Here is a 25,208-nt window from a genome sequence, read left to right on the forward strand (position 1 = left end):
CGCAGCACTTGCAGCGGCTGAGCCTCCAGGCTGATTCAGTACATTAAACAAATGTTGCACTTGGACTTGAATCCGCCACCTTCATGGAGTTGATTGCACCTGGAGTAAGTGATCCAGCGCCAGGTGAATTTCCATTGTTCCACATGGCTTCCCATGCAAGTCGGATCTTACCGTCTGGTAGCAAGATCTTGTCATTGAAAACAGTGCTCAAAGCTTCGCGCAACCGGTATATTTTGGAATGCGTATCTCCGCCACCAACGGACTCATCCATACTTCCTGAATCATCTACCGTTAAAACGACATCCGGTGCGGGCGGAATAGAAACCAGTCCAGGCGGTAATTTGGAAAAGTCCAGGGGATCGGCATAGGCCATTTGAGGTGCGCAGATACTTGCGACCAGAGCACTCAAAAGGGTTTTCTTGAAATTGGAAAGCTCTTTCATGGGTTTCTCCGATCAGTTCTTTACTTTTTGGCGTACGAAAGTAGATTGCAAAACTACTTGGGTGCTGGGTTTGATGCCAAGGGCTATCGCGGTGATCCGATAGGCGATGCTGGGCTTTAGGTTGAGCGGCAGATTGGTGGAGCCGTTGGTGATTAGGCCGGAATTTCCGGCATTCGGGTCGTACGGCATCACCTCGATCCAGTACCAGCCGCCCTGACCTGCGGTGACGTTTTTGAGGATAGGGTTGCTGGCAGTGGTGCCAGTGCCACCCGTTTCGGCGCCAGTATATTGGCCGTAGCGGGCGCCTTCGGGCAACATGGCATTCAGGGTTGTTTTGTCGTTCCAGAAATCTTGGTTGCCGGTTCGCTTGAGGCAAAGACCTTTGAAGCAGAACTGAGTGCTGGCCTTGGTGCCCAGTGTGCTGATGAGATCGCCAAGTTCCTTGTCTTCCGTCGGAAACCAGACCGGTGCGGAGGGTGCGGGCCGGCATGTGTCTGCAGTGACATTCGGGATAGCGCGGTCACAGGCCAAACCATCCGGGCGCTCGCCGCGAATATCGAATTCGGCGTCCTGAATAAGCGCCTGGGCAGCCTCAAAAGCGCGCTGGTAATCGGAGTCGTTGCCCACAACCATTTCATTGAAAAGTGATGTCCGTGCACCCCAAAGGGCAAGCAGCATGGACAGCATGACAAGAACAATTACAACGAAAAGCGATATGCCGTGCTGGTATCGCAATGATCGTCGAGGAGGGGTGCTGCGCATGGATAAACTCTTAGGTGTGCTCAGCCGGCCAGACCCTGGCTGCGCAATTGGTACACGGATCGGAAGGTCATGTGTAGGCGATTCTTGCGAGCAGCGGCAAGAGCACCGGTGCTGCTCATATTGACTGCCGTGCCGTCACAACCGATGTAGGTGCTTCCAGCCGGCATGTCTATGGGCTCATCGCCATACAAAACAAGACAGACTTCAACCCCAAAGACGCTAGACCAGTCCGGAGAGCCCCCGGCTGCAATAGGTGGGACGTTTGCGGCGTCCACATACTGAATGGTGGGCAATCCACTGATTGCAGCCGCTCGGCTCTGCACAAGATAGCGAACCTGAAAATCCGCCACATTTCTGATGAGGGATTGTGGTACGTTGTCCGACCCTGCACAGCGGAGTTCGCCATTGTCCAGAACAAACTGACTTTGAATGATGGTGGCAGAAGGTTGGTCGCCCAGGCAGTCTCGGAAAAACGAGACATTGGTCCCACTCGGAAAACTCTGTTCCTGATAGTTCTGATATGCCAAGGAAAGTTTGTATTCTCCGGCACTAGGTGCATCCTTCCCTGCCACAGACGGGATAGTCGGTGGGATATCTGGGAATGCAGAATATATTTCCGTATTGGGTGAAAAAGCAACCACGTCGTCCACTTCCACAGGATCGGTAGCGGCCTTGTTGGCCGCAAGATTCAGACGCATGGAGCCTGATTGTCGGATTTGCTGACCCATGACGCGAAACACGTACGAAGCCTGCTGCTGCAACTGGCTCGCATCGGTTATCGTGCCTGATACGCCCCGCGAAACCATCATAGCGCCCATGGCCACCACGATGGTCATCAGGCCAATGGCGATGCCGATCATCAACTCAATAAGGGTCACGCCGCGCTGGAGCGGCCTTGTGCACATTGGGGGGCTACTATGCAGAAGAGTAGTCATGTGTCTGGGTCCGCAAAAGTTACCAGAATGCATTACAACGGGCAAAATACTGTGGGAGCCGCCACGCCGCCCAAAAGATAAGGTGTGCACCGTGCAGTTAATTGGATATATTGCAAATGGCATATCCGGTTGGCGGGGCAGGTGGCACCAGCGACTCCGGTGGCATCTGGAGTAAACACACCTTTGTACGCCGCATTCTCAGCAGCAGTGCCGTCTGCACGTTCGTTTTCCCGCCAACTGATTAATACGCCCAATTGCCGGTGGTTGTTGGCAAGGGTTTCGTCGGCTACTTCAAATACGACCGCGTCCGCCAGGGGTAGCGACGCCTGAACGTTCTGCTTCCACTGCCGAACGTCTGCCAAAGCCAGATTTTGCGCATTGCAGGCAACGGTTTTGCAATCGGGAGGGGCCGGTGGAGTTCCTGCGCCAATCTCATAACTGGCAATATTTCCCAAGGCGTTGGGATTCACCTTCAAGCGTTCGCTCAAGTCCTCAATGAGGCGAATGGCTTGTGCGCGGCGAACCCCTGTTTGCGTATCCGCCAGGGTTCGCATCTGTACGCCCAGTATTCCAAGAATCCCAAGTGCCACCACCACAATGGCGACCATGGACTCAATGAGTATGAAGCCTGATTCAGATTTGCTTTTCAGCATGAAACTGTCCCCTTGGTGGTTCTAATGCGGCCACCCGATGTGACGCACAGGGCAGAGGCATGGCGCGAGGAAACGCCAAGTGGCTCGGGCGTAATGGAAAAGCTGGCGGCACCCAAAGCATTGATTTGGCCCCAGCGGTCCATGGTAAAGAAGGCGGTGTTGCCGAGGTTGTTGACGTTTACCCCTGTCTGGGCGGGGAATGTTTGCAGGACTGTATCCAAGTCTGGGGCGGCAGCGTTGACGACGCCATTTGAATTGGCGTCGGTAAACACAATCCAGCCGCATTGCCATTCCTGGTTGGTGCCGGTTCCACAGTTCTTGCGCACCGAGACGCGGCCCCCGCGCTTGATGGCCTCTGAGCGCGCGTAATAAATAGTGCTGGTGATCTCTTCGGCTGCGCTGCGCACGCGCCAGCCGTCAATCAGGTCACGAAAACTGGGTCCGGCCAATGCTGCCAAGATGGCTACGATAGCCACAACCACCATCAATTCGATAGCGGTGAACCCATGGCTCAGATGCCTGCGCATGGGCCTTGCAGGTGCAGGAATGGATGAGAAAGCTGCCATGGAAACATCCTAGACAAATGGGGCGATAAGAGCGCCGCTGACCCGACCAGTGGTGCCACGGTAGCGACGAACGGCGTTACTTACTACAAGGGCTTCCCCACCTTTGCAAGCGCAATCCATCCTGAGTTGATTGCAGCGCAATCGACTCAGGCAAACGGTTTGCGGTTTTCAATCCAGATCGACTCCCAGCCCAGTGTTGGCGGTGTGTTGATGCTCTGTGGCAAACGGTGCGGACGGCGGTACTACAAACGGTCATTCTTGCTGCATCACATGGCAGCGAACCCTGATGAAAGACGCGCGCCGAGGGCTCCATTCGTTAGTCGGGCTTGGGGCGATTTCTCACCCGGTATCCCCTAGAGTTAATCGAGCATTCCCCGGCGCAGGTCCTAACCTTTGCACATCAACAACAAGCCTTCACGCGGCGGACGGTCTGATCTGCGGTGTCATGTCAATCTCTCAATAGGCGCTGCTCAGGCCGGCAACCTGAATGCCTCGCCTCGGCTGAGCACGGCCCAGCACATGCGGGCGTTCTTGGCGGCAATGGCCACGATGGCCTTCCAGTAACCGCGCCGCTGCTCCAGACTCACGACCCAGCGACTGATCGGATCACTCTTGTTCTTGGCCGCTGCCAGCACCGCTCGGGCACCAAGCACCAGCAGGCTGCGCAGGTACGGGTCACCCGCCTTCGTGATGCGCCCCAGGCGCTGCTTACCGCCTGAGCTGTACTGCCCAGGCACCAAACCCAGCCAGGCGCAAAGTTGGCGGCCACACTTGAAGTCGCGCCCGTTGCCGATGGTGCTTAAAAGTGCGGTCGCTGTGGTCTCTCCCACGCCGCACAACTGCATCAGGCGCTGTGCCTCGATGCTTTGGCGCGCCATCAATGCAATGTGCCGGTCGTACTGCGCAATGCGTTCGTCCAGATGGGTGACCTCGCTGAGCAGGTCCCCGATGACGGTGTTGGCCCAGCCGGGCAAGTCTTCCAGGCGGGCCATCGCCTCGCGGCGCACGACAGCGGCTTTGAGCGGTAGCACGATGCCCAGCTCAGAGAGCAAACCCCGGATGCGATTGAGCGTGGCGGTACGTTGCTCCACAAAACCTTGGCGGGCGCGGTGCACCATGAGCTGGCCTTGCTGATCGATCGATTTGATCGGTACGAATCGCATGTTTGGGCGGGTGACGGCTTCGCAGATTGCGGCTGCGTCGGCCGCATCGTTCTTGCCACGGCGACCCGAGAGGCGGTAAGGGATGACGAACTTGGGCGCCATGATGAGCACGGTGTGGCCAAAGTTTTGAAACTCGCGCGCCCAGTGATGTGCGCCGGAGCATGCTTCCATGCCGATGAGGCAAGGTGGCAGCGAGGCGATGAGTTCGAGCAATTTGGAGCGCGCCACGCTGGGGCGTACCAGTGCGCTCTTGCCTGTGGCATCTACGCCGTGAACAGCAAAGACGTTCTTGGCGAGATCGATTCCGATGGTGACAATGGCAGACATGGGCTTCCCCTTCCACAAAACGAGTGAGTTGATGAGAGGTTGCACTTCCCATCGTGGCACTTTGATGCCGTACCCCGCAACTGCGCGGATCACTCGGGACGGGGAAGTCCCTTTCATTCCTTAACCGCGCGTGAAACCCCGGCACGCTCCGGCGTCTGGCATGCCATGGCATTCACGCAGCAGGCGGCGCTCACGTTCGGCGCGGCTTTCCTCGGAGGAGCTGGGGCGGGAGTTGGTCTTGCTGCCCTTGCTGGAAGTGGCATGGCTGGCGGTGGCTTTGTGCCCTTTGTGCTTTTTTGCCTGAACGTCCTGGGGCATGGCGAGCCCGCACAGGAGCAAGGCGGTGGTGGCAAGGGAGGCAATGCGTGCTGAAGAGGCGGGGACTCGCAGAGATTGGGATGGACTTGGCATGGGGCTCCTTCGGTTCAAGCATGGGTTTGATTGCGGCGAAAACTCGGGCGCGAAAGCTGCGATGCTGCCGTTCGCCCTGTGCCTTGGGTATGCGAGCATTCCCGTAGAGTGCCCTGCCGTGTACAATTGGATGGTTTTGCATGGTGCAAGACGCACGCGGGCAACCCTTCCAGCTGCCCGCGCAAGTAAAACCAGTGCCGCTCTGCGTTCGCGCGATCCGTTCGAGCTATTGCCGGCCATATTTCAGGAAACTTCCCCAATGATCGCATCCTCCATCAAGGCCGAGGTCGTCAAGGCCAATGCCCGCGCCGCCAACGATACCGGTAGCCCAGAAGTGCAAGTGGCACTGCTGACGGCCCGCATCAATGAACTGATGCCTCACTTCAAACAGCATGCCAAGGACCACCATGGTCGCCGTGGCCTGCTGCGCATGGTGAGCCGCCGCCGCAAGCTGCTTGACTACCTCAAGGCCAAGGACGGCGAGCGCTATGTGGCGCTGATCGCAAAACTGGGCCTGCGCAAGTAAGCGCTGGGTCATGCAAAAACGCCTGGGTTAGCACGCTAGCTCAGGCGTTTTTTACTTTGCTGGTGGTCCTTGCAGATCGAAGCTGTGTCATTCCACTGAAGTTCCGCGTGCGGTTTCACTGGAATGGCATCGTGTTCTAAAAGGGCTCTAGCGCTTGCTGGTGGTACGCTGTCAGCTATACAAACAGGAGCAAACATGAGCATTTTCAACAAAGTCAGCAAGACGTTCCAATGGGGCGACAAGACCGTCGTCATGGAAACCGGCCAAGTGGCCCGTCAGGCGTCTGGCGCGGTGCTGGTGAACATCGACGACACCGTGGTGCTGGCCACCGTGGTGGCTTCCAAGGGTGCCAAGCCGGGGCAGGACTTCTTCCCGCTCACGGTCGACTACATCGAGAAGACCTACGCCGCAGGCAAGATCCCCGGTAGCTTCTTCAAGCGCGAAGCCAAGCCCAGCGAGCACGAAACGTTGACCAGCCGCCTGATCGATCGCCCGATCCGCCCGCTGTTCCCCGAAGGCTTCTACAACGAAGTGCATGTGGTGATCCACACGGTGTCGCTGAACCCCGAGGTGGATGCCGATATCGCTGCGTTGATTGCATCGAGCGCGGCGCTGGCTATCTCCGGCATTCCGTTCAACGGCCCGATCGGCGCAGCGCGCGTGGGCTATATCAACGGCGAATACGTGCTCAACCCCGGCCAGACCGCGCGCAAGAGCAGCCAGATGGACCTGGTGGTCGCCGGCACGGAGGCGGCGGTGCTGATGGTCGAATCCGAAGCGCAGCAGTTGCCTGAAGACGTGATGCTGGGCGCCGTGGTGTTTGGCCATGAGCAGGGCAAGATCGCCATCAACGCCATCCACGAGCTGGTGCGCGATGCCGGCAAGCCGATGTGGGATTGGGCAGCCCCCGCCAAGGACGAGGCGCTGATCGCCAAGGTCGGTGCACTGGCCGAAGACAAGCTGCGCGCCGCTTACCAGATTCGCAACAAGCAGGCCCGCACCCATGCGTGCCGCGAAGCCTACGCCGTGGTCAAGGCCGATCTGAAAGAGGCCGGCGTTGAATTCGACGCGGTCAAGGTCGAGGGCATGCTGTTCGACATCGAAGCCAAGATCGTGCGCAGCCAGATTCTGTCGGGCGAGCCGCGCATCGACGGGCGCGATACGCGCACCGTGCGCCCCATCGAAATCAGCACCAGCGTGCTGCCCCGCACCCACGGCTCGGCGCTGTTCACGCGTGGCGAGACGCAGGCGCTGGTGGTGTCCACCCTGGGCACCGAGCGCGACGCACAGCGCATCGACGCGCTGATGGGCGAGTACGAAGACCGCTTCCTGTTCCACTACAACATGCCTCCCTTTGCCACCGGCGAAGTGGGCCGCATGGGCTCCACCAAGCGCCGCGAAATCGGCCACGGGCGCCTGGCCAAGCGCGCGCTGGTCGCGGTGCTGCCGAGCAAGGAAGAGTTCCCCTACACCATGCGCGTGGTGTCGGAAATCACCGAATCCAACGGCTCCTCGTCGATGGCGTCGGTTTGCGGCGGCTGTCTGTCGCTGATGGACGCTGGCGTGCCCATGAAGGCGCATGTGGCCGGCATTGCCATGGGGCTGATCAAGGAAGACAACCGCTTTGCGGTGCTGACCGACATTCTGGGTGACGAAGATCACCTGGGTGACATGGACTTCAAGGTGGCGGGCACCACAGCCGGCATTACCGCGCTGCAGATGGACATCAAGATCCAGGGGATCACCAAGGAAATCATGCAGGTCGCATTGGCTCAGGCCAAGGAAGCGCGCATGCACATCCTGGGCGAGATGCAAAAGGCCATGGGCGAAGCCAAGACCGAGGTGAGCAGCTTCGCGCCCAAGCTCTACACCATGAAGATCAACCCCGAGAAGATTCGCGACGTGATCGGCAAGGGCGGTTCGGTGATTCGCGCGCTGACCGAAGAAACGGGCTGCCAGATCAATATCGACGAGAGCGGTGTCATCACCATTGCGTCGACCGACAGCGAACGCGCCGAAGAGGCCAAGCGCCGTATCGAGCAGATCACGGCGGAAGTCGAAATCGGCAAGATCTACGAAGGCCCGGTCACCAAGATTCTCGACTTTGGTGCGCTCGTCAACCTGCTGCCCGGCAAGGATGGTCTGCTGCACATCAGCCAGATCGCCCATGAGCGTGTCGAGCGTGTGAGCGATTACCTGCAAGAGGGCCAGATCGTCCGCGTCAAGGTGCTGGAGACGGACGAAAAGGGCCGCGTCAAGCTGTCGATGAAGGCGCTGGCGGAGCGCAGCAACGGCGGTGGCGAGCGCCAGGCGCCGGCAGAGCGCGGCGATCGCCAGGATCGGGGTGAGCGCCACGACCGGGGCGAGCGCCGTGAGCGTTTCGAGCAGCCCGCACGTGATGCGGAGCCGCAACAGCAGGGCGTGCCCTCGGGCGGTGCTGTAGACCAAGATGCTTGAATGCTATTGATTTAAGAGCTGCTAACGCTTATGTCATAAGCGCTAGCGGCCTAAATCGCTTGAAATTTAGAGCCTTAGCTGATGCAAGCCATTGAAATTGCCTCGTACGGCGGCCCGGACGTTCTGCGTCTGGCCGAGCGCCCGGCGCCTGTAGCCGGCGCGGGTGAGGTGCTGGTGCGTGTGGCCGCCAGCGGCGTGAACCGACCGGACGTTTTGCAGCGCAAGGGCTACTATGCGCCGCCGCCTGGGGCGTCTGACATTCCGGGTCTGGAAGTGGCTGGCACCATCGAGTCGGGTGACGAAGCCGCCTTGGCGCGCGCCGGTCTTCGAATCGGCCAGCGTGTGTGTGCATTGGTGGCGGGTGGGGGTTATGCGGAACTGTGCGCAGTGCCTGTTGGCCAATGCTTGCCGGTGCCAGGCGCCTTGACCGATGTCGAGGCCGCCTCGCTGCCCGAAACCTACTTCACGGTCTGGAGCAACGTTTTTGACCGCGGCCAGCTCAAGGCGGGTGAAACCTTGCTGGTGCAGGGCGGGAGCAGTGGCATTGGCGTTGCGGCCATTCAATTGGCGCGCGCGCTTGGTGCCACGGTGATCGTGACGGCCGGCTCGGAAGAAAAATGTGCGGCCTGCCTCAAGCTCGGTGCGCACCACGCCATCAACTACCGCAACCAGGATTTCAGCGCCGAAGTGCTGCGCCTGACGGACGGGCGCGGTGCCGACGTGGTGCTCGACATGGTGGCCGGCAGCTATGTGGCGCGTGAGGTCGAGTGCCTGGCCGAAGATGGCCGGCTCGTCATCATCGCCGTGCAAGGCGGAACCGCTGCCAGTTTTGATGCAGGCCTGGTGCTGCGGCGGCGCCTGACGGTCACTGGCTCAACCTTGCGCGCGCGGCCCACGTCCTTCAAGGCGGCGATCGCGCAGGCGCTGCAAAGCCAGGTCTGGCCATTGCTGGCAGCGGGCAAGGTGGCACCGGTGGTGCACAGCGTGTTTCCTGCGGCGCAAGCCGCACAGGCCCATGCGCTGATGGAATCGAACCAACATGTGGGAAAGATTGTTCTGACATGGAATCCATGAAAAAGAAGCTCATTGTTGGCAACTGGAAGATGAACGGCTCCTTGGCAGCGAATGCATCGCTCGTCCAGGCGCTGCGCGCAGGCATGGCAGAGGAGACCGCCTGTGGCGTGGCGCTGGCCGTGCCTGCTCCCTATCTCGCACAGATTCAGTCGCTATGTGCGGGTAGCCGCATTGAGCTGGCCGCACAAGACGTGTCGCAGCACGAGGCCGGGGCATTTACCGGGGAAGTTTCCGCTGCGATGCTGCGGGACTTTGGCGTGCGCTATGTGCTGGTCGGGCATTCCGAGCGGCGCCAGTTGCATGGTGAAAGCGATGCCGCGGTGGCAGAAAAGGCGCAGCGCGCGCTGGCCGCTGGCATCACCCCCATCGTGTGCGTGGGCGAGACGCTGGCCGAGCGCGAAGCTGGCCAGACCGAAGCGGTCGTCCGGCGCCAACTGGCGGCGGTCATCCACGCCAACGGCCGCTGTATTAGCGAAGTGGTCGTGGCGTACGAGCCGGTCTGGGCCATTGGCACCGGAAGAACGGCCACACCTGCCCAGGCGCAGGAAGTGCATGCGGCGTTGCGCTCTCAGCTGGCGGCAGCCACGGCGCGCGCAGGGGTGATGCACTTGTTGTATGGCGGAAGCATGAATGCTGCCAACGCCGCGCAATTGCTGGCCGAGCAGGATATCGACGGTGGCTTGGTGGGGGGCGCTTCGCTGAAGGCGTCTGATTTCCTCAGCATCATTGCCGCTGCGCAATCAGACGCTTTGCGCTCGTGAGTGCCAGCCCTAGAACAAATAACGGAGTGAATGAAGAATGAACGTGCTTGTGAATTTGATTTTGACGCTGCAGATTCTGTCTGCACTGGGCATGATTGGCTTGATCCTCGTCCAGCATGGCAAGGGCGCTGACATGGGGGCTGCATTTGGCAGCGGCAGTTCGGGAAGCCTGTTTGGCGCCAGTGGTAGCGCCAACTTTCTCTCGCGCACCACGGCCGTGCTGGCGGTGATCTTCTTTGTCAGCACCCTGGCACTGGCCTATTTTGGCAATCTGCGTCCTTCCAGTACGGGCAGCGTGCTTGAGAACGCTGCCGTGGTTACGCAGCCGGCTGCAGCCACGCCTGCCGCCGCTGGTTCTGCTGCGGCAAGTGCACCGGCGCCAGTTGCGAGCGAGCCGGGCGCAGCGCAGATCCCCACCAAATAAAGGCCCCCAAAACTGTTTCGCTTTGTTTGAAGCAGGGTTTTTCCGGAGTAGAATTCAAGGCTGTCTGGGAAGCCAAAGCCCAGTGGTCCTCATGCCACCCAGACAAGACTTAGCCGTCGTGGTGAAATTGGTAGACACGCTATCTTGAGGGGGTAGTGGCGAAAGCTGTGCGAGTTCGAGTCTCGCCGACGGCACCAAACAAAACAAAGCCTGCCCGCGGTGCCATTTGGTATTGCGAGCGCAGCAGGCTAAAGCGGTGAGCGCATCTACAAGATGAATCTCGATCAGTATCTCCCTGTTCTTTTGTTCATCTTGATCGGGATTGCGGTGGGCATTGTGCCGCTGGCGCTGGGCTACATTCTTGGGCCCAACCGTCCCGATCCAGAAAAAAATTCCCCTTATGAGTGTGGTTTCGAGGCCTTCGAAGACGCGCGCATGAAGTTCGATGTCCGCTATTACCTGGTGGCCATCCTCTTTATTCTGTTTGATCTGGAAATTGCCTTTCTCTTCCCTTGGGCGGTATCGCTGCAAAAGGTGGGGTTGACGGGTTTTTTCGCGGTGTCTGTTTTTCTCGCCATTCTGGTGGTCGGCTTTGCCTACGAATGGAAAAAGGGTGCTCTCGATTGGGAGTAAGCGCCCTGAACAAGGATTGACGCGATGATTGAAGGCGTAATGAAAGAAGGCTTCGTCACCACGAGTTATGACTCGGTGGTGAACTGGGCCAAGACCGGTTCGCTCTGGCCAATGACCTTCGGTTTGGCCTGCTGCGCGGTCGAGATGATGCATGCAGCAGCTGCGCGTTACGACATTGGTCGCTTCGGTGCCGAAGTGTTTCGCGCCAGCCCGCGCCAGTCCGATTTGATGATTGTGGCTGGCACGCTGTGCAACAAGATGGCGCCTGCGCTGCGCAAGGTGTACGACCAGATGAGTGAGCCGCGCTGGGTGCTGTCCATGGGGTCGTGTGCCAATGGTGGTGGTTATTACCACTACAGCTATTCCGTGGTGCGCGGCTGCGACCGCATTGTCCCTGTGGACGTGTACGTCCCTGGCTGCCCGCCCACGGCGGAGGCCTTGATCTACGGGATCATCCAGTTGCAGCAAAAAATCCGCCGCACCAATACGATCGCGCGTGCTTGAGGGGCTACCAATGACATCAGTTGCTATGCGCCCCGAGGCTGTTCGCGATGCTGTTGCCAGTGCGCTCGGCGATGTTGCGCGCACCGTGCACGTCGCGCTGGGGCAGGTGATTGCCGAGGTGCCGGCCGCGCACTACCATCAGGCCATGCAGACCTTGCGCGACGCGCCGTCTTGCCGCTTCGAGCAGTTGGTAGATCTGTGCGGCATGGACCATTCGACCTATGGCGACATCGGCACCGAGGGTGCGCGTTACAGCGTGGTTTCGCAATTGCTGTCTGTCAGCCTCAACCAGCGCGTGCGCGTCAAGGTGTTTTGCCCGGACGACGATTTTCCGGTGGTGGCCTCGGTCAGTGACCTGTGGAACTCCGCCATCTGGTACGAGCGCGAGGCCTTTGACCTGTATGGCGTGGTTTTTGATGGCCATGGCGACCTGCGCCGCATCCTGACCGATTACGGCTTCATTGGTCACCCCTTCCGCAAGGATTTTCCGCTGTCCGGTCATGTTGAGATGCGCTACGACGCGGATCAGCGTCGCGTGATTTATGAACCGGTCACCATCGAGCCGCGTGAAGTGACGCCCCGGATCATCCGCGAAGACAAATACGGAGGCCTGCACTGACGCGTGCTGACGGATTGCCATGGCTGAAATCAAGAACTACTCTCTGAACCTGGGTCCGCAGCACCCGGCGGCACACGGCGTGTTGCGTCTGGTGCTCGAACTCGACGGCGAAGTCGTGCAGCGCGCTGATCCACATATCGGCTTGCTGCATCGCGCCACGGAAAAGCTCGCCGAGCACAAGACCTTCCTCCAGTCGCTGCCCTACATGGACCGGCTGGACTACGTCTCGATGATGTGCAACGAGCACGCGTACTGCCTGGCGATCGAGAAGCTGCTGGGCGTGGAGGTTCCGCTGCGCGCCCAGTACATCCGTGTGATGTTCTCAGAAATCACGCGGCTGATGAACCACCTCATGTGGCTGGGTTCGCACGGCAACGACTGTGGCAGCTCAACCATCCTGATCTACACGTTCCGCGAGCGCGAAGATCTGTTCGATATGTACGAGGCTGTGTCGGGTGCGCGCATGCATGCGGCGTATTTCCGGCCGGGCGGCGTATACCGCGATCTGCCCGACAGCATGCCGCAGTACAAGGCGAGCAAGGTGCGCAACGCCAAGTCTCTGGAAGCACGCAACGAAAATCGCAAAGGCTCGTTGCTCGATTTCATCGACGACTTCACGCAGCGCTTCCCCAAGTGCGTGGACGAATACGAAGTTTTGCTCACCGACAACCGAATCTGGAAGCAGCGCACCGTAGGCGTTGGCGTGGTGTCAGCCGAGCGGGCGCTGAACCTGGGCATGACCGGGCCCATGTTGCGCGGCTCTGGCGTGGTGTGGGATTTGCGCAAGACCCAGCCTTATGAAGTCTACGACCGCCTGGAATTCGACGTGCCAGTCGGCGTTACCGGCGATTGCTACGACCGGTATCTGGTCCGCGTGCAGGAGATGCGTGAGTCCAACCGCATCATCAAGCAATGTGTGGACTGGCTGCGCAAGAACCCCGGCCCGGTGATCACCGACAACCACAAGGTGGCGCCACCCAGTCGCGAGTCCATGAAGACCGGCATGGAGGATTTGATCCACCACTTCAAGCTGTTCACCGAAGGCATGCATGTGCCCGAAGGGGAGGCTTATGCCGCCGTGGAGCACCCGAAGGGCGAGTTTGGTATTTATCTGGTGAGCGATGGGGCCAACAAGCCCTACCGTCTCAAGATTCGCGCGCCTGGTTTTCCGCATCTCGCCGCCATGGACGAGTTGGCCAAGGGGCACATGCTGGCGGATGTGGTTGCCATCATTGGCACCATGGACATCGTGTTCGGAGAGATTGACCGATGATTTCTGATGCAACCCTCACGCGTTTTGCACGCGAAGTTGCCAAGTACCCTGCCGAGCAAAAACAGTCTGCCGTGATGGCGTGCCTGGCTATCGTGCAGCAGGAGCAGGGCTTCATCAGCGAGGCCGCTGAAATCGATATTGCTGCGTACCTGGGCATGCCGCAGATCGCTGTACATGAAGTGACGACCTTCTACAACATGTACAACCAGCATCCAGTGGGCAAGTACAAGCTTAACGTCTGCACCAACCTGCCGTGCCTGCTGCGGGACGGCGGCAAGGCACTTGAATACCTGGAAAAGAAGCTCGGAATTTCCATGGGCGACACGACGCCCGATGGCCTGTTTACGCTGCAACAATGTGAGTGTCTTGGCGCCTGCGCCGATGCGCCCGTCATGTTGGTGAATGACCGTTCCATGTGCAGCTTTATGTCAGACGACAAACTTGATCAGCTTGTTGACAGTTTGCGTGCGGCGGAGGGGCGGGCATGAAGGCGGCGCAGGTACTCTCGCAGTTTCAGGCTGCCGGCGTTGAAACCTGTTTTCACGGTCGCCATATTGATCCGCAAATTTACGCCGAGCTTGACGGTTCGAATTGGGGCATTGAGTCGTATACCAAGCGCGGAGGTTATCAAGCGCTGCGTACGATCCTTGGCGCCGATGGCGGAACGGCCTGGACACAGGATCAAGTGATCGCCACGGTCAAGGAATCGGGTTTGCGGGGACGCGGTGGGGCGGGTTTCCCGACTGGTCTGAAGTGGAGTTTCATGCCGCGCCAGTTCCCCGGCCAGAAGTACCTGGTGTGCAATTCGGACGAGGGCGAGCCGGGCACATGCAAGGACCGTGACATCCTTATGTACAACCCGCACAGCGTGATCGAGGGAATGATCATCGCAGCCTACGCCATGGGCATCAGCGTCGGGTACAACTACATTCACGGTGAAATTTTCCGGGAGTACGAGCGGTTCGAGACGGCTCTCGAAGAAGCGCGTGCGGCCGGATTCCTCGGCTCCAAGCTTCTAGGCAGCGACTTCAGCTTCGAGTTGCACGCGCACCATGGCTTTGGTGCCTATATCTGTGGTGAAGAAACGGCTTTGCTGGAGTCGCTGGAAGGCAAAAAAGGCCAACCGCGCTTCAAGCCGCCTTTCCCCGCGAGCTTTGGTCTGTATGGCAAGCCGACCACCATCAACAACACCGAGACCTTTGCGGCAGTTCCATGGATCATCCGCAACGGCGGTGCCGCCTATTTGGCGTGCGGTAAACCGAATAACGGTGGCACCAAGATTTTCTCGGTCTCGGGCGATGTCGAACTGCCTGGCAATTACGAGGTGCCCATGGGCACGCCGTTCTCCAAGCTCCTTGAGTTGGCCGGTGGTGTGCGCAAGGGGCGCCAGCTCAAGGCGGTCATTCCAGGCGGATCCTCGTCGCCCGTGCTGCCTGCTTCCATCATGATGGAATGCACGCTCGACTACGACTCCATCTCCAAGGCAGGTTCAATGCTTGGTTCTGGCGCAGTCATCGTCATGGACGACAGCCGTTGCATGGTCGAATCACTCAAGCGTCTGTCGTATTTTTACATGCACGAATCTTGCGGCCAGTGCACACCCTGCCGCGAAGGCACGGGTTGGCTGTGGCGTCTTGTGGACCGTATCCACCGCGGTGAAGGCCGGCAGGCCGACATGGACGTGCTCGATGACGTGGCAGCGAACATCATGGGCCGCACGATTTGTGCGCTGGGGGACGCGGCCGCGATGCCGGTGCGCGCCATGCTCAAGCACTTCCGCCATGAATTCGAAGCGATGATTCCCAAGACAAATCCCCGGAAGTCGGCCTCGGCCTGACCATGAGAAAAGCATATGGTTGAAATCGAACTCGACGGGAAGAAGGTTGAAATCGCCGCAGGCAGCATGGTGATGCATGCTGCCGAAAAGGCGGGCACTTATATTCCACACTTTTGTTACCACAAGAAGCTGACCATTGCGGCCAACTGCCGCATGTGCTTGGTGGACGTGGAAAAGGCACCCAAGCCCATGCCAGCCTGCTGCACACCGGTGACGCAGGGCATGGTGGTGCGCACCACCAGTGACAAAGCCATCAAGGCACAAAAGTCTGTGATGGAGTTCCTGCTCATTAACCACCCGCTCGATTGCCCGATTTGCGATCAGGGTGGTGAGTGCCAACTGCAGGACCTTGCCGTCGGCTACGGAGCGTCGGCGTCGCGCTATGAGGAAGAAAAGCGTGTTGTCCTCCACAAGGATGTGGGCCCCTTGATTTCCATGGAAGAGATGACGCGCTGCATTCATTGCACGCGCTGCATTCGCTTCGGCCAGGAAATTGGCGGCGTAATGGAACTCGGCATGATCAATCGGGGCGAGCACTCCGAAATCACCACGGTTGCTGGCGACACGATCGATTCCGAGCTGTCGGGCAACATGATTGATCTTTGCCCGGTCGGTGCGCTGACCAGCAAGCCATTCCGTTACAGCGCCCGCACTTGGGAGCTCTCGCGCCGCAAGTCGGTCAGCCCGCACGACTCCACGGGTACCAACCTCGTCGTGCAGGTCAAGAACCACCGCGTCATGCGCGTGCTTCCATTCGAGAATGAGGACGTCAACGAGTGCTGGATCGCCGACCGCGACCGTTTTTCGTACGAGGCGCTCTCCAGCTCCGACCGCCTGGAACACCCCATGCTTAAGCAGGGCGGTGAGTGGCGTGAAGTGGACTGGCAAACCGCGCTGGAATACGTTGCCAATGGTTTGCAGGACATTGATGCCGAGCACGGTGCATCCAGCATCGGTGCATTGGTCAGTCCGCACAGCACGCTTGAAGAGCTGTATTTGGCCGGCGCTCTGATGCGCGGCATCGGTAGCGGCAACATTGACTACCGTCTGCGCCACGCTGAATTCACGGCGGCGCCAGGTGTGCGTTGGCTGGGGCGCTCCATTGCGTCGTTGTCCACGCTTGATTCGGTGCTCGTGGTGGGTTCGAACGTGCGCAAGGACCACCCTTTGTTTGCGCAGCGTATTCGCCAGGCCGCGCGCAAGGGCTGCGTTGTCAGCTCCATCAATGTGGCAGCGCAGGATTGGGCCATGCCCGTGCCGCACGCCATGGTGGCGCCGGCCGCTGATTGGTTGCGAACGCTAGCCGACGTAGCCGGTGCCGTTGCACAGGCGCGGCAGGTGCAGGCGCCCGTGAATGTGGGCGAGTCGAGTGTGGCTGCGGCTGCTATTGCCGCGGCCTTGCTGGGGGGCGAGCAAAAGGCCATCCTGCTCGGCAATGCTGCCGCACACCACAGCCAGGCCTCGCAACTGCTTGCCCTGTGCAACTGGATTGGCGAGCAGACAGGTGCAACGGTGGGCTACCTCACCGAAGCAGCCAATACTGTGGGTGCCCAATGGGTGCGTGCATTGCCCGAAGCCGGTGGCCTGAACGCCGGGCAGATGCTGGGCGGGGCCCTCAAGGGCGTGCTCTTGCTCAATACCGAGCCGGAATTTGACAGCGCGGCCGGCAAGCGTGCCAGTGCGGCACTGGCCAAGGCAGACATGGTCGTGACGCTCAGTCCGTTCAAGACCAACATGGAATTCAGCGATGTGCTGCTGCCTATCGCGCCGTTCACCGAAACGTCGGGAAGTTTTGTCAACGCTGAAGGCCGTTTGCAGAGTTTTCATGCCGTCGTGCGCCCCTTGGGGGAAACGCGCCCTGGCTGGAAGGTGCTGCGGGTGCTTGCGAACCTCATGGGTCTTTCTGGAACTGACTTCGAGACCTCGCAGGAGGTGCTTGCCCAAATCACTGGCATGACCGGCGATAGCAGCGCAGTTCCCGTGGAGCAGTTGAACAACCACTCTGATGCAGTCGTGTCAGATCTGGCGGGTGTCGCCGGGGAGGCCCCGGCCGCAGCCGCGATCTACCAGCTCGATGGCCTGGTTCGGCGCTCGCCCTCTTTGCAAGCGACGCGCGACGGCCTCGCTGGCGCCGCGGAGGCCCAGCCATGATCGACGCCATCTACAACGGCGGTTTGCACCTGCTGGATCAGGCTTGGTGGACCGGTGCCGGTTGGCCGGTGCTCTGGATTCTGATCAAGATCGTCGTGGTGTTGCTCCCGCTGATGGGCGCGGTTGCCTACCTGACGCTGTGGGAACGCAAGCTCCTGGGTTTTATGCAGGTGCGCCACGGCCCCAACCGGGTCGGCCCTCTGGGGTTGCTGCAGCCGATTGCCGATGCCGTCAAGTTGCTCACCAAGGAAATCATCCAGCCGTCCGCCGCCTCCAAAGGGTTATTTGTTCTTGGCCCGGTGATGGCCATCATGCCGGCTCTTGCCGCGTGGGTGGTGATTCCCTTTGGGCCCGAGGTCGCGCTCACCAACGTCAATGCTGGCTTGCTGCTGATGATGGCCATCACCTCGATCGAGGTGTACGGCGTGATCATTGCTGGCTGGGCGTCCAACTCCAAGTACGCTTTTCTTGGCGCCATGCGCGCTTCGGCGCAAATGGTGAGCTACGAGATTGCCATGGGTTTTTGCTTTCTGGTGGTCATCATGGTGTCGGGCAGCATGAACCTGACCGAAGTGGTGATGGGGCAGGCGCGTGGCTCGATGGCATCGCACGGGCTGTCGTTCCTGTCCTGGAACTGGCTGCCATTGCTGCCCATCTTCATCGTCTATCTGGTTTCGGCTGTCGCTGAAACCAACCGGCATCCGTTCGACGTGGTTGAGGGTGAGGCCGAGATCGTCGCAGGGCACATGGTGGAGTACTCCGGCATGGGTTTTGCCATCTTCTTCCTCGCTGAGTACGCGAGCATGTGGCTGGTGTCGATCCTCGCGGTGATCATGTTCCTCGGTGGCTGGCTCTCGCCATTCGCCGCGCTTGATTTCATCCCCGGCTGGATCTGGCTAGGCATCAAAACGTTTGCCGTGGTGTCCATGTTCATATGGATTCGCGCCACCTTCCCGCGCTTTCGCTACGACCAGATCATGCGTCTTGGCTGGAAGATCTTCATTCCGGTCACGCTCGTGTGGCTGCTCGTGATCGCGGGCTGGCTGCTCTCGCCCTGGAACATCTGGAAATAAGCGGAGAACCCCCTATGGCTGCCGTTTCTGCTGCATCTTTTTCACTCAAGGATTTCTTCAAAAGCTTCATGCTGGTGGAGCTGGTCAAGGGTATGGCGCTTACCGGGCGCTACACCTTCCGTCGCAAGGTTACGGTCCAGTTCCCTGAAGAAAAAACTCCGCTTTCTCCCCGTTTCCGTGGTCTGCATGCCTTGCGCCGCTATGAAAACGGCGAAGAGCGTTGCATCGCCTGCAAATTGTGCGAGGCGGTGTGTCCTGCCCTGGCCATCACGATCGAATCCGATATACGCGACGACGGCTCACGCCGCACGACACGCTACGACATCGATCTGACCAAGTGCATTTTCTGTGGTTTTTGCGAAGAGAGCTGCCCGGTTGACTCGATCGTGGAAACCAGCATTTTTGAGTACCACGGTGAGAAACGCGGTGACTTGTATTTCACCAAGGACATGCTGCTGGCGGTGGGTGACCGCTACGAAGCTGATATTGCTGCTGCCCGAGCGGCAGACGCGCCGTACCGCTGAAGCGGGTCGGCTCCCACGCGAGACTTATTGAAAAGAACCGATTCATGGATGCCAAGACTGGTTTTTTCTATTTTTTCTCGGTCGTGCTGCTGTACGCAGCCTTCCGGGTGGTTACGGCGCGCAACCCTGTGCATGCGGTGCTGCACCTGATGCTGGCGTTCTCTCAGGCAGCCGGGTTGTGGCTGCTGCTGAATGCGGAGTTTCTTGCCATCGTGTTGGTGCTTGTGTACCTGGGAGCGGTGATGGTGCTGTTCCTCTTCGTGGTCATGATGCTCGATATCGATATGTCGGGCGTGCGTCAGGGTTTCTGGAAGCACTTTCCGCTGGGAGCTGCGATTGGCGGTTTGATTGCGCTTGAAATGGCCTGGGTGCTGATGTCTGGTTTTCGTGGCATGGAGGAGCCCAAGGCCGTCGCGGTTGCGCTGGATGCCGCCGGCCAGGCGGTGCCTTTTTCCAACGCCAAAGCCCTTGGTGAGCTGATGTACACGCAGTACCTGCTGCCCGTGGAAATTGCTGCGGTGATTTTGCTGGTGGCAATGGTGGCGGCCATCGCCTTGACGCTGCGCCATCGCAAGGACAGCAAGGCCATCAGTCCTTCGCAACAGGTGCGGGTGCGTGCGCAAGACCGCATGCGCATCGTCAAGCTGGCGGCCACGGTGCAGGCGCCTGAACCCTCAGTGGACGCTGCCGCACAGGAGACCAAAGCATGAGCCTGACCTTGACCCTTGGCCATTTCCTCTCGCTGGGCGCCATGCTGTTTGCGCTCGCAGTGATCGGCATCTTCCTCAATCGCAAGAACCTCATCGTTTTGCTGATGGCGATCGAACTCATGCTGTTGGCAGTGAACATGAACTTCGTCGCGTTCTCCCATTATCTGGGCGACATGCATGGACAGGTGTTCGTGTTCTTCATTCTTACGGTGGCAGCGGCCGAGTCGGCCATTGGCCTGGCCATCCTGGTGCTTTTGTTCCGCAACAAGTCCAACATCAATGCGGACGCGCTCGACACCCTGCAGGGTTGAGGCGACAGACACGCAAGGTTTCGCACAATGAGTCAAACCCTCTCGGCTTCCACCCTGTTGATCGTGCCGCTGGCGCCATTGGCTGGCGCGTTGCTTGCCGGTATTTTCGGCACCACTTTTGGCGGCAACTGGATCGGCAGGCGCGCAAGCCACAGCCTGACGATTCTGGGCGTCTTGATTGCCTTTATCGTTTCCGCCATGACGCTCAAGAGTGTCGCAATGGATGGTGCCCGTTTCAATGAAACCATCTATACCTGGATGGTCGTTGGCGGCATGAAGATGGAGGTCGGTTTTCTCGTCGACAGCCTGACCGCCATGATGATGTGCGTGGTGACCTTTGTCTCGCTCATGGTGCACATCTACACCATCGGCTATATGGAGGAAGACGACGGCTACAACCGCTTCTTCGCTTACATCTCGCTGTTTACCTTCTCCATGTTGATGCTGGTCATGAGCAACAACATGCTGCAGCTGTTCTTCGGCTGGGAGGCGGTGGGCCTGGTGTCGTACCTGCTGATCGGTTTCTGGTTTAACAAACCCACGGCCATCTTTGCCAACCTCAAGGCCTTCATGGTCAACCGTGTGGGCGACTTCGGATTCATCCTGGGCATTGGTCTGATCGCGGCGTACGCCAATACACTGAACTATGGCGAGGTGTTTGCCAAGGCGGGTGAACTGGGGGCGCTGTCGTTTCCTGGTACCTCGTGGATGTTGATTACGGTCATCTGTATTTGCCTGTTCATTGGTGCCATGGGAAAAAGTGCGCAATTTCCGTTGCACGTCTGGCTCCCGGACTCAATGGAAGGCCCGACACCCATCTCGGCACTGATCCACGCGGCTACCATGGTGACGGCCGGCATCTTTATGGTGGCGCGCATGTCGCCGCTGTTCGAGCTGTCTGACACCGCCTTGAACTTCATTCTGGTGATTGGCTCCATCACGGCCCTGTTCATGGGGTTTCTGGGCATTATCCAGAACGACATCAAGCGCGTGATCGCCTACTCCACGCTCTCCCAGCTGGGTTACATGACCGTAGCACTCGGTGCGTCGGCTTACTCGGTGGGCGTGTTCCACCTGATGACGCACGCCTTCTTCAAGGCGCTGCTGTTCCTGGGGGCTGGCTCGGTGATTATCGGCATGCACCACAACCAGGACATCCGCTGGATGGGCGGTGTACGCAAATACATGCCCATCACCTGGATCACGTTTTTGCTGGGCTCGCTGGCCTTGATCGGCACACCGCTGTTTGCAGGTTTTTACTCCAAGGACAGCATTATCGAAGCTGTCCATGCGAGCGATCTGCCGGCTGCGGGGTTCGCTTCGTTTGCGGTGCTTGCCGGCGTTTTCATCACGGCGTTCTATTCCTTCCGGCTGTATTTCCTGGTGTTCCACGGCAAGGAGCGCTACGACCAGAACCCGGATGCGCACCACCACGCTGCGGACGAAGAGCCCGATCCGCACCACCACCATGACGATCACAAGAAGCCGCACGAGTCACCTTGGGTGGTGACGGTTCCCTTGGTCCTGTTGGCGATTCCGTCGGTGGTCATCGGTTTCCTCACTATCGGCCCCATGCTGTTTGGTGATTTCTTCAAGGGCGTCATCGCCGTGGACGCAGCGCGGCATCCGGCTATGACGGAGCTCGTGGACGGTTTCCATGGGCCCGTGGCCATGGCGCTGCACGGTTTCACGGCGCTGCCTTTCTGGCTGGCCATGGCTGGCGTTGTGTCGTCCTACTACATGTACATGGTGAACCCGGCGTTGCCGGCGGCCATCAAGCGGATTTTTCACCCGGTGTACGCCTTGTTGGAAAACAAGTACTACATGGACTGGATCAACGAGAACATCCTCGCGCGTGCGGCGCGTGGGCTTGGCGTGGCTTTGTGGAAGGGCGGCGACCAGGTGGTGATTGATGGCGTGATGGTGAATGGCTCCTGGAAGCTCGTGGGCTGGATCGCAGGAGTGGTGCGGCGCGTGCAGACGGGCTACGTCTTCCACTACGCGCTCGCCATGATTCTGGGCGTCTTCGTGCTCATGACGTACTTCGTCTGGCTCAACAAGTAGGGGAAGAATAAAAATGGGTGTGTTGAGTCTTGCTATCTGGACACCGATCGCGTTTGGTGCCCTGCTGCTGATGTTCAGCGGCGACAAGTACGCGGGTCTGTCGCGCTGGCTGGCACTGGTGGGTTCGCTGGCCGGTTTGGTGGCGACTTTCCCGTTGATGGCCGGTTTTGTTCCCGGTACCGCGGACATGCAGTTTGTCGAGAAGGTGTCGTGGATCGACACCTTCCATATCTTCTACCACGTGGGCGTGGATGGAATTTCGTTCTGGTTTGTGCCCCTCACGGCCTTCATCACGGTGATTGTGGTGATTGCCTCATGGCAATCGATTACCTCACGCGTCAACCAGTACATGAGCGCGTTTCTGATCCTTTCGGGGATCATGATCGGTGTCTTCTGTGCACTCGACGGGATGCTGTTCTACGTGTTCTTCGAGGGCACGCTGATTCCCATGTATTTGATCATTGGCGTCTGGGGTGGCCCGCGCAAGATCTATGCAGCCTTCAAGTTCTTCCTGTACACCTTGCTTGGCTCCCTGCTGATGCTGATCGCCATGCTCTACCTCTACAACGAGGCGGGTGGCAGTTTCGACATTGCGGCGTGGCACGCCGTGCCGCTCTCGGCCCATGCGCAGACCATGCTGTTCTTCGCGTTTGTTGCGGCCTTCGCCGTCAAGATCCCGATGTGGCCGGTGCACACCTGGTTGCCGGACGTGCACGTGGAAGCGCCCACCGGCGGCTCTGCCGTGCTGGCAGCCATCATGCTCAAGCTGGGGGCCTACGGGTTTCTGCGCTTCTCGCTGCCCATTGCCCCCGATGCGTCGCGCGAGTGGGCCTGGCTGATGATCACCTTGTCGCTCATTGCCGTGATCTACGTCGGTCTCGTGGCCATGGTGCAGAAGGACATGAAGAAACTGGTGGCCTATTCCTCGGTCGCACACATGGGTTTTGTCACCCTGGGTTTCTTCATCTTTAACGACCTGGGCGTCTCGGGCGGTATTGCCCAGATGATTGCGCACGGTTTCGTTTCTGCCGCCATGTTCCTGTCGATTGGCGTGCTGTACGACCGCCTGCACACGCGTGACATTGCCGATTACGGCGGCGTGGTCAACACCATGCCCAATTTTGCGGCCTTTGCGCTCTTGTTTTTCATGGCCAACTGCGGCTTGCCGGGTACCGCAGGCTTCGTGGGTGAGTGGATGGTGATTCTGGCCGCCGTCAAGTCCAACTTCTGGATTGGCATGGCCGCAGCCACCGCACTCATCTGGGGCGCTGCCTACAGCTTGTGGATGTTCAAGCGCGTGTATTTGGGCGCGCCGGGCAATGCCAATGTGCGGGCCATGCTCGACATTGGCCGCCGCGAGTTCCTCGTGCTGGCTTTGCTGGCCGTGGCTATTCTTGCCATGGGCCTGTACCCAAAGCCGGTGACCGATGTGACGGACGCTTCGGTAGCCCAGCTGCTCAAGCATGTGGCCATGTCCAAGCTGAACTGACCTGATCGAAAAAGAGTATCCCGATGATTGACAACATCAGCTGGCTGGCGATTTATCCCGAGGTAGTGCTGCTGGTCATGGCCTGCGTGATTGCGCTGGTCGACCTGGCCGTGAACAGCCCGCGTCGCACCGCGACCTATTTGCTGACGATGCTGACGCTCGCGGTGGTGGCAGTGCTGCAGGGCGTGTACGCCAGCAGCGGCAATACTTTCTACGGTTTTGGCAACATGATCGTCAGCGACGCCATGGGCAACTGGCTCAAGTGCTTTGCCGCAGTGGCCTTGATGGTGACGCTGGTCTATGGCCGCCCCTACGCGGGCGACCGCGACATGCTGCGCGGCGGCGAGTTGTTCACCCTCAGTATGTTTTCGCTCCTGGGCATGTTCATCATGATCGGCGGCAACAACTTTCTGGTGATCTATTTGGGCCTTGAGTTGCTCACGCTGTCGAGCTATGCACTGGTCGCCCTGCGCCGCGATGACCCGGTAGCGACCGAGGCGGCGATGAAGTACTTCGTGCTCGGCGCAATGGCCAGCGGCTTTTTGCTGTATGGCCTCTCCATGCTCTATGGCGCCACGGGCTCACTGGACATTGGCGAGGTGTTCAAGGCCGTCAATGCCGGCCAGATTCGCCATCAGGTGCTCGTCTTTGGCTTGGTGTTTATCGTGGCCGGCCTGGCGTTCAAGATGGGTGCAGTGCCTTTCCATATGTGGGTGCCCGACGTGTACGAAGGGGCCCCTACCGTCATCACCCTGTTGATCGCTGGCGCACCCAAATTGGCAGCGTTTGCCATCGTCATGCGCTTGCTGGTCGATGGCTTGTTGCCCCTGGCGATTGATTGGCAGCAGATGCTGGCCGTGCTCGCTATCGGATCGATTCTGGTGGGAAATCTGGCGGCCATTGCGCAGACCAATCTCAAGCGCATGCTGGCGTACTCCACCATCTCGCAAATGGGTTTCGTGCTGCTGGGTTTGATGTCGGGCGTGGTCAATGGCAATGTGGACGCCGCCACCGTGCAGGCAGCCTACAGCGCCTCCATGTTCTATGTGGTGACCTATGTGCTCACCACGCTGGCGACTTTCGGCGTCATCATGCTGCTGGCGCGCAGCGGATTCGAAAGCGATAAGATTACCGACATGGCTGGCTTGAACCAGCGCAGTCCCCTGTTCGCAGGTATTCTGGCCGTGTGCCTGTTCTCCATGGCCGGTGTACCGCCGCTGGTCGGCTTCTACGCCAAGCTGTCTGTGTTGCAAGCCCTGGTTGCCTCGGGTGAAACACCCTACATCGTCTTGGCTGTCTTTGCCGTGATGATGTCGCTCATAGGCGCTTTCTACTATCTGCGTGTGGTGAAAGTCATGTATTTTGATGCGCCCGTGCAGACGGCCCTCATCCAGGCGCCGCTTGATGTGCGCGTTGTCTTGACACTCAACGGCGCTTTGCTGTTTGTCTTGGGGCTGCTGCCTGGCGGGCTCATGGCCCTGTGCAGTGGCGCCATCCTGCGTTCGCTTGCCTCCTGAGC

The 25,208-nt window shown here is 59.4% G+C and carries 26 protein-coding genes and 1 tRNA gene; 20 read left to right on the top strand and 7 right to left on the bottom strand.

Annotated elements, in window-relative coordinates:
• Positions 1–43 precede the first annotated feature (43 nt).
• The 7 genes from AC07ZH_RS18175 to AC07ZH_RS18205 all read right to left on the bottom strand — a co-directional run bounded on the left by AC07ZH_RS18175 (position 44) and on the right by AC07ZH_RS18205 (position 5,259).
• Positions 44–442, bottom strand: coding sequence for a hypothetical protein (locus tag AC07ZH_RS18175; protein ID WP_495200809.1), 399 nt, complete (start codon positions 440–442; stop codon positions 44–46).
• 12 nt (positions 443–454) lie between these two features.
• Positions 455–1,204 carry a pilus assembly PilX family protein gene (locus AC07ZH_RS18180; RefSeq protein WP_119108083.1) on the bottom strand — a complete coding sequence of 250 codons (750 nt, stop codon included), beginning with the start codon at positions 1,202–1,204 and terminating at the stop codon, positions 455–457.
• A 20-nt stretch (positions 1,205–1,224) separates the two neighbouring features.
• A complete protein-coding gene (locus tag AC07ZH_RS18185) occupies positions 1,225–2,172 on the bottom strand; it encodes a PilW family protein (RefSeq protein WP_495200810.1) in 948 nt (315 codons plus the stop codon).
• Entirely contained in the window at positions 2,172–2,792 is a 621-nt protein-coding gene (pilV, locus tag AC07ZH_RS18190) for a type IV pilus modification protein PilV (RefSeq protein ID WP_119108081.1), read from the bottom strand. The genes AC07ZH_RS18185 and pilV overlap by 1 nt, the downstream gene beginning before the upstream one ends.
• Positions 2,786–3,358, bottom strand: coding sequence for a GspH/FimT family pseudopilin (locus AC07ZH_RS18195; protein ID WP_495200811.1), 573 nt, complete (start codon positions 3,356–3,358; stop codon positions 2,786–2,788). Before AC07ZH_RS18195 ends, pilV begins: the two co-directional genes overlap by 7 nt.
• Positions 3,359–3,828: 470 nt before the next feature.
• Positions 3,829–4,848: an IS110 family RNA-guided transposase gene (locus tag AC07ZH_RS18200; RefSeq protein ID WP_495200812.1), complete on the bottom strand. Its 1,020-nt coding sequence runs from the start codon at positions 4,846–4,848 to the stop codon at positions 3,829–3,831.
• Positions 4,849–4,968: 120 nt separating this feature from the next.
• A complete protein-coding gene (locus tag AC07ZH_RS18205; RefSeq protein ID WP_495200813.1) occupies positions 4,969–5,259 on the bottom strand; it encodes a hypothetical protein in 291 nt (96 codons plus the stop codon).
• A gap of 259 nt (positions 5,260–5,518) precedes the next feature.
• Between AC07ZH_RS18205 and rpsO the strand changes: the two genes are divergently transcribed.
• The 20 genes from rpsO to nuoN all read left to right on the top strand — a co-directional run bounded on the left by rpsO (position 5,519) and on the right by nuoN (position 25,206).
• Positions 5,519–5,785: a 30S ribosomal protein S15 gene (gene rpsO, locus AC07ZH_RS18210; protein ID WP_119108077.1), complete on the top strand. Its 267-nt coding sequence runs from the start codon at positions 5,519–5,521 to the stop codon at positions 5,783–5,785.
• A gap of 195 nt (positions 5,786–5,980) precedes the next feature.
• On the top strand, positions 5,981–8,242 hold the full coding sequence (gene pnp / locus AC07ZH_RS18215; RefSeq protein ID WP_495200814.1) for a polyribonucleotide nucleotidyltransferase: 2,262 nt from the start codon (positions 5,981–5,983) through the stop codon (positions 8,240–8,242).
• Between the two features lie 81 nt (positions 8,243–8,323).
• Entirely contained in the window at positions 8,324–9,316 is a 993-nt protein-coding gene (locus AC07ZH_RS18220) for an NAD(P)H-quinone oxidoreductase (protein WP_495200815.1), read from the top strand.
• Positions 9,304–10,077 (top strand): triose-phosphate isomerase, encoded by a 774-nt coding sequence (gene tpiA / locus AC07ZH_RS18225; protein WP_495200816.1) that lies wholly within the window; start codon positions 9,304–9,306, stop codon positions 10,075–10,077. The genes AC07ZH_RS18220 and tpiA overlap by 13 nt, the downstream gene beginning before the upstream one ends.
• A gap of 37 nt (positions 10,078–10,114) precedes the next feature.
• Positions 10,115–10,501: a preprotein translocase subunit SecG gene (secG, locus tag AC07ZH_RS18230; protein ID WP_495200817.1), complete on the top strand. Its 387-nt coding sequence runs from the start codon at positions 10,115–10,117 to the stop codon at positions 10,499–10,501.
• Positions 10,502–10,613: 112 nt separating this feature from the next.
• Positions 10,614–10,698, top strand: a tRNA-Leu gene (locus tag AC07ZH_RS18235).
• A 76-nt stretch (positions 10,699–10,774) separates the two neighbouring features.
• Complete coding sequence (locus AC07ZH_RS18240) at positions 10,775–11,134, top strand: NADH-quinone oxidoreductase subunit A (RefSeq protein WP_119108072.1); 360 nt, start codon at positions 10,775–10,777, stop codon at positions 11,132–11,134.
• Positions 11,135–11,158: 24 nt separating this feature from the next.
• The gene (locus tag AC07ZH_RS18245; RefSeq protein WP_119011751.1) at positions 11,159–11,638 is read left to right on the top strand and encodes a NuoB/complex I 20 kDa subunit family protein; all 480 of its coding nucleotides are present in this window, start codon (positions 11,159–11,161) and stop codon (positions 11,636–11,638) included.
• A gap of 10 nt (positions 11,639–11,648) precedes the next feature.
• Entirely contained in the window at positions 11,649–12,257 is a 609-nt protein-coding gene (locus AC07ZH_RS18250; RefSeq protein ID WP_119108071.1) for an NADH-quinone oxidoreductase subunit C, read from the top strand.
• Between the two features lie 19 nt (positions 12,258–12,276).
• Complete coding sequence (locus tag AC07ZH_RS18255; RefSeq protein WP_119108070.1) at positions 12,277–13,530, top strand: NADH-quinone oxidoreductase subunit D; 1,254 nt, start codon at positions 12,277–12,279, stop codon at positions 13,528–13,530.
• Positions 13,527–14,018, top strand: a complete 492-nt coding sequence (gene nuoE / locus AC07ZH_RS18260; protein WP_495200818.1) for an NADH-quinone oxidoreductase subunit NuoE — start codon at positions 13,527–13,529, stop codon at positions 14,016–14,018. Before AC07ZH_RS18255 ends, nuoE begins: the two co-directional genes overlap by 4 nt.
• Positions 14,015–15,367 (top strand): NADH-quinone oxidoreductase subunit NuoF, encoded by a 1,353-nt coding sequence (gene nuoF, locus AC07ZH_RS18265; RefSeq protein WP_119108068.1) that lies wholly within the window; start codon positions 14,015–14,017, stop codon positions 15,365–15,367. Before nuoE ends, nuoF begins: the two co-directional genes overlap by 4 nt.
• Positions 15,368–15,382: 15 nt before the next feature.
• Complete coding sequence (nuoG, locus tag AC07ZH_RS18270; protein ID WP_495200819.1) at positions 15,383–17,518, top strand: NADH-quinone oxidoreductase subunit NuoG; 2,136 nt, start codon at positions 15,383–15,385, stop codon at positions 17,516–17,518.
• Positions 17,515–18,591 (top strand): NADH-quinone oxidoreductase subunit NuoH, encoded by a 1,077-nt coding sequence (gene nuoH / locus AC07ZH_RS18275; protein WP_495200820.1) that lies wholly within the window; start codon positions 17,515–17,517, stop codon positions 18,589–18,591. The genes nuoG and nuoH overlap by 4 nt, the downstream gene beginning before the upstream one ends.
• 14 nt (positions 18,592–18,605) lie before the next feature.
• Entirely contained in the window at positions 18,606–19,115 is a 510-nt protein-coding gene (nuoI, locus tag AC07ZH_RS18280) for an NADH-quinone oxidoreductase subunit NuoI (protein ID WP_119108065.1), read from the top strand.
• A 44-nt stretch (positions 19,116–19,159) separates the two neighbouring features.
• Positions 19,160–19,825 carry an NADH-quinone oxidoreductase subunit J gene (locus AC07ZH_RS18285; protein ID WP_119108064.1) on the top strand — a complete coding sequence of 222 codons (666 nt, stop codon included), beginning with the start codon at positions 19,160–19,162 and terminating at the stop codon, positions 19,823–19,825.
• Positions 19,826–19,827: 2 nt separating this feature from the next.
• A complete protein-coding gene (nuoK, locus tag AC07ZH_RS18290; RefSeq protein WP_119108567.1) occupies positions 19,828–20,136 on the top strand; it encodes an NADH-quinone oxidoreductase subunit NuoK in 309 nt (102 codons plus the stop codon).
• Between the two features lie 27 nt (positions 20,137–20,163).
• Positions 20,164–22,200 carry an NADH-quinone oxidoreductase subunit L gene (gene nuoL, locus AC07ZH_RS18295; RefSeq protein WP_119108063.1) on the top strand — a complete coding sequence of 679 codons (2,037 nt, stop codon included), beginning with the start codon at positions 20,164–20,166 and terminating at the stop codon, positions 22,198–22,200.
• Between the two features lie 13 nt (positions 22,201–22,213).
• Positions 22,214–23,689, top strand: coding sequence for an NADH-quinone oxidoreductase subunit M (locus tag AC07ZH_RS18300; RefSeq protein ID WP_495200821.1), 1,476 nt, complete (start codon positions 22,214–22,216; stop codon positions 23,687–23,689).
• A gap of 23 nt (positions 23,690–23,712) precedes the next feature.
• Entirely contained in the window at positions 23,713–25,206 is a 1,494-nt protein-coding gene (nuoN, locus tag AC07ZH_RS18305) for an NADH-quinone oxidoreductase subunit NuoN (protein WP_495200822.1), read from the top strand.
• The last annotated feature ends 2 nt before the right edge of the window (positions 25,207–25,208 follow it).

The organism is Simplicispira sp. GW247-4R2A (assembly GCF_059424465.1).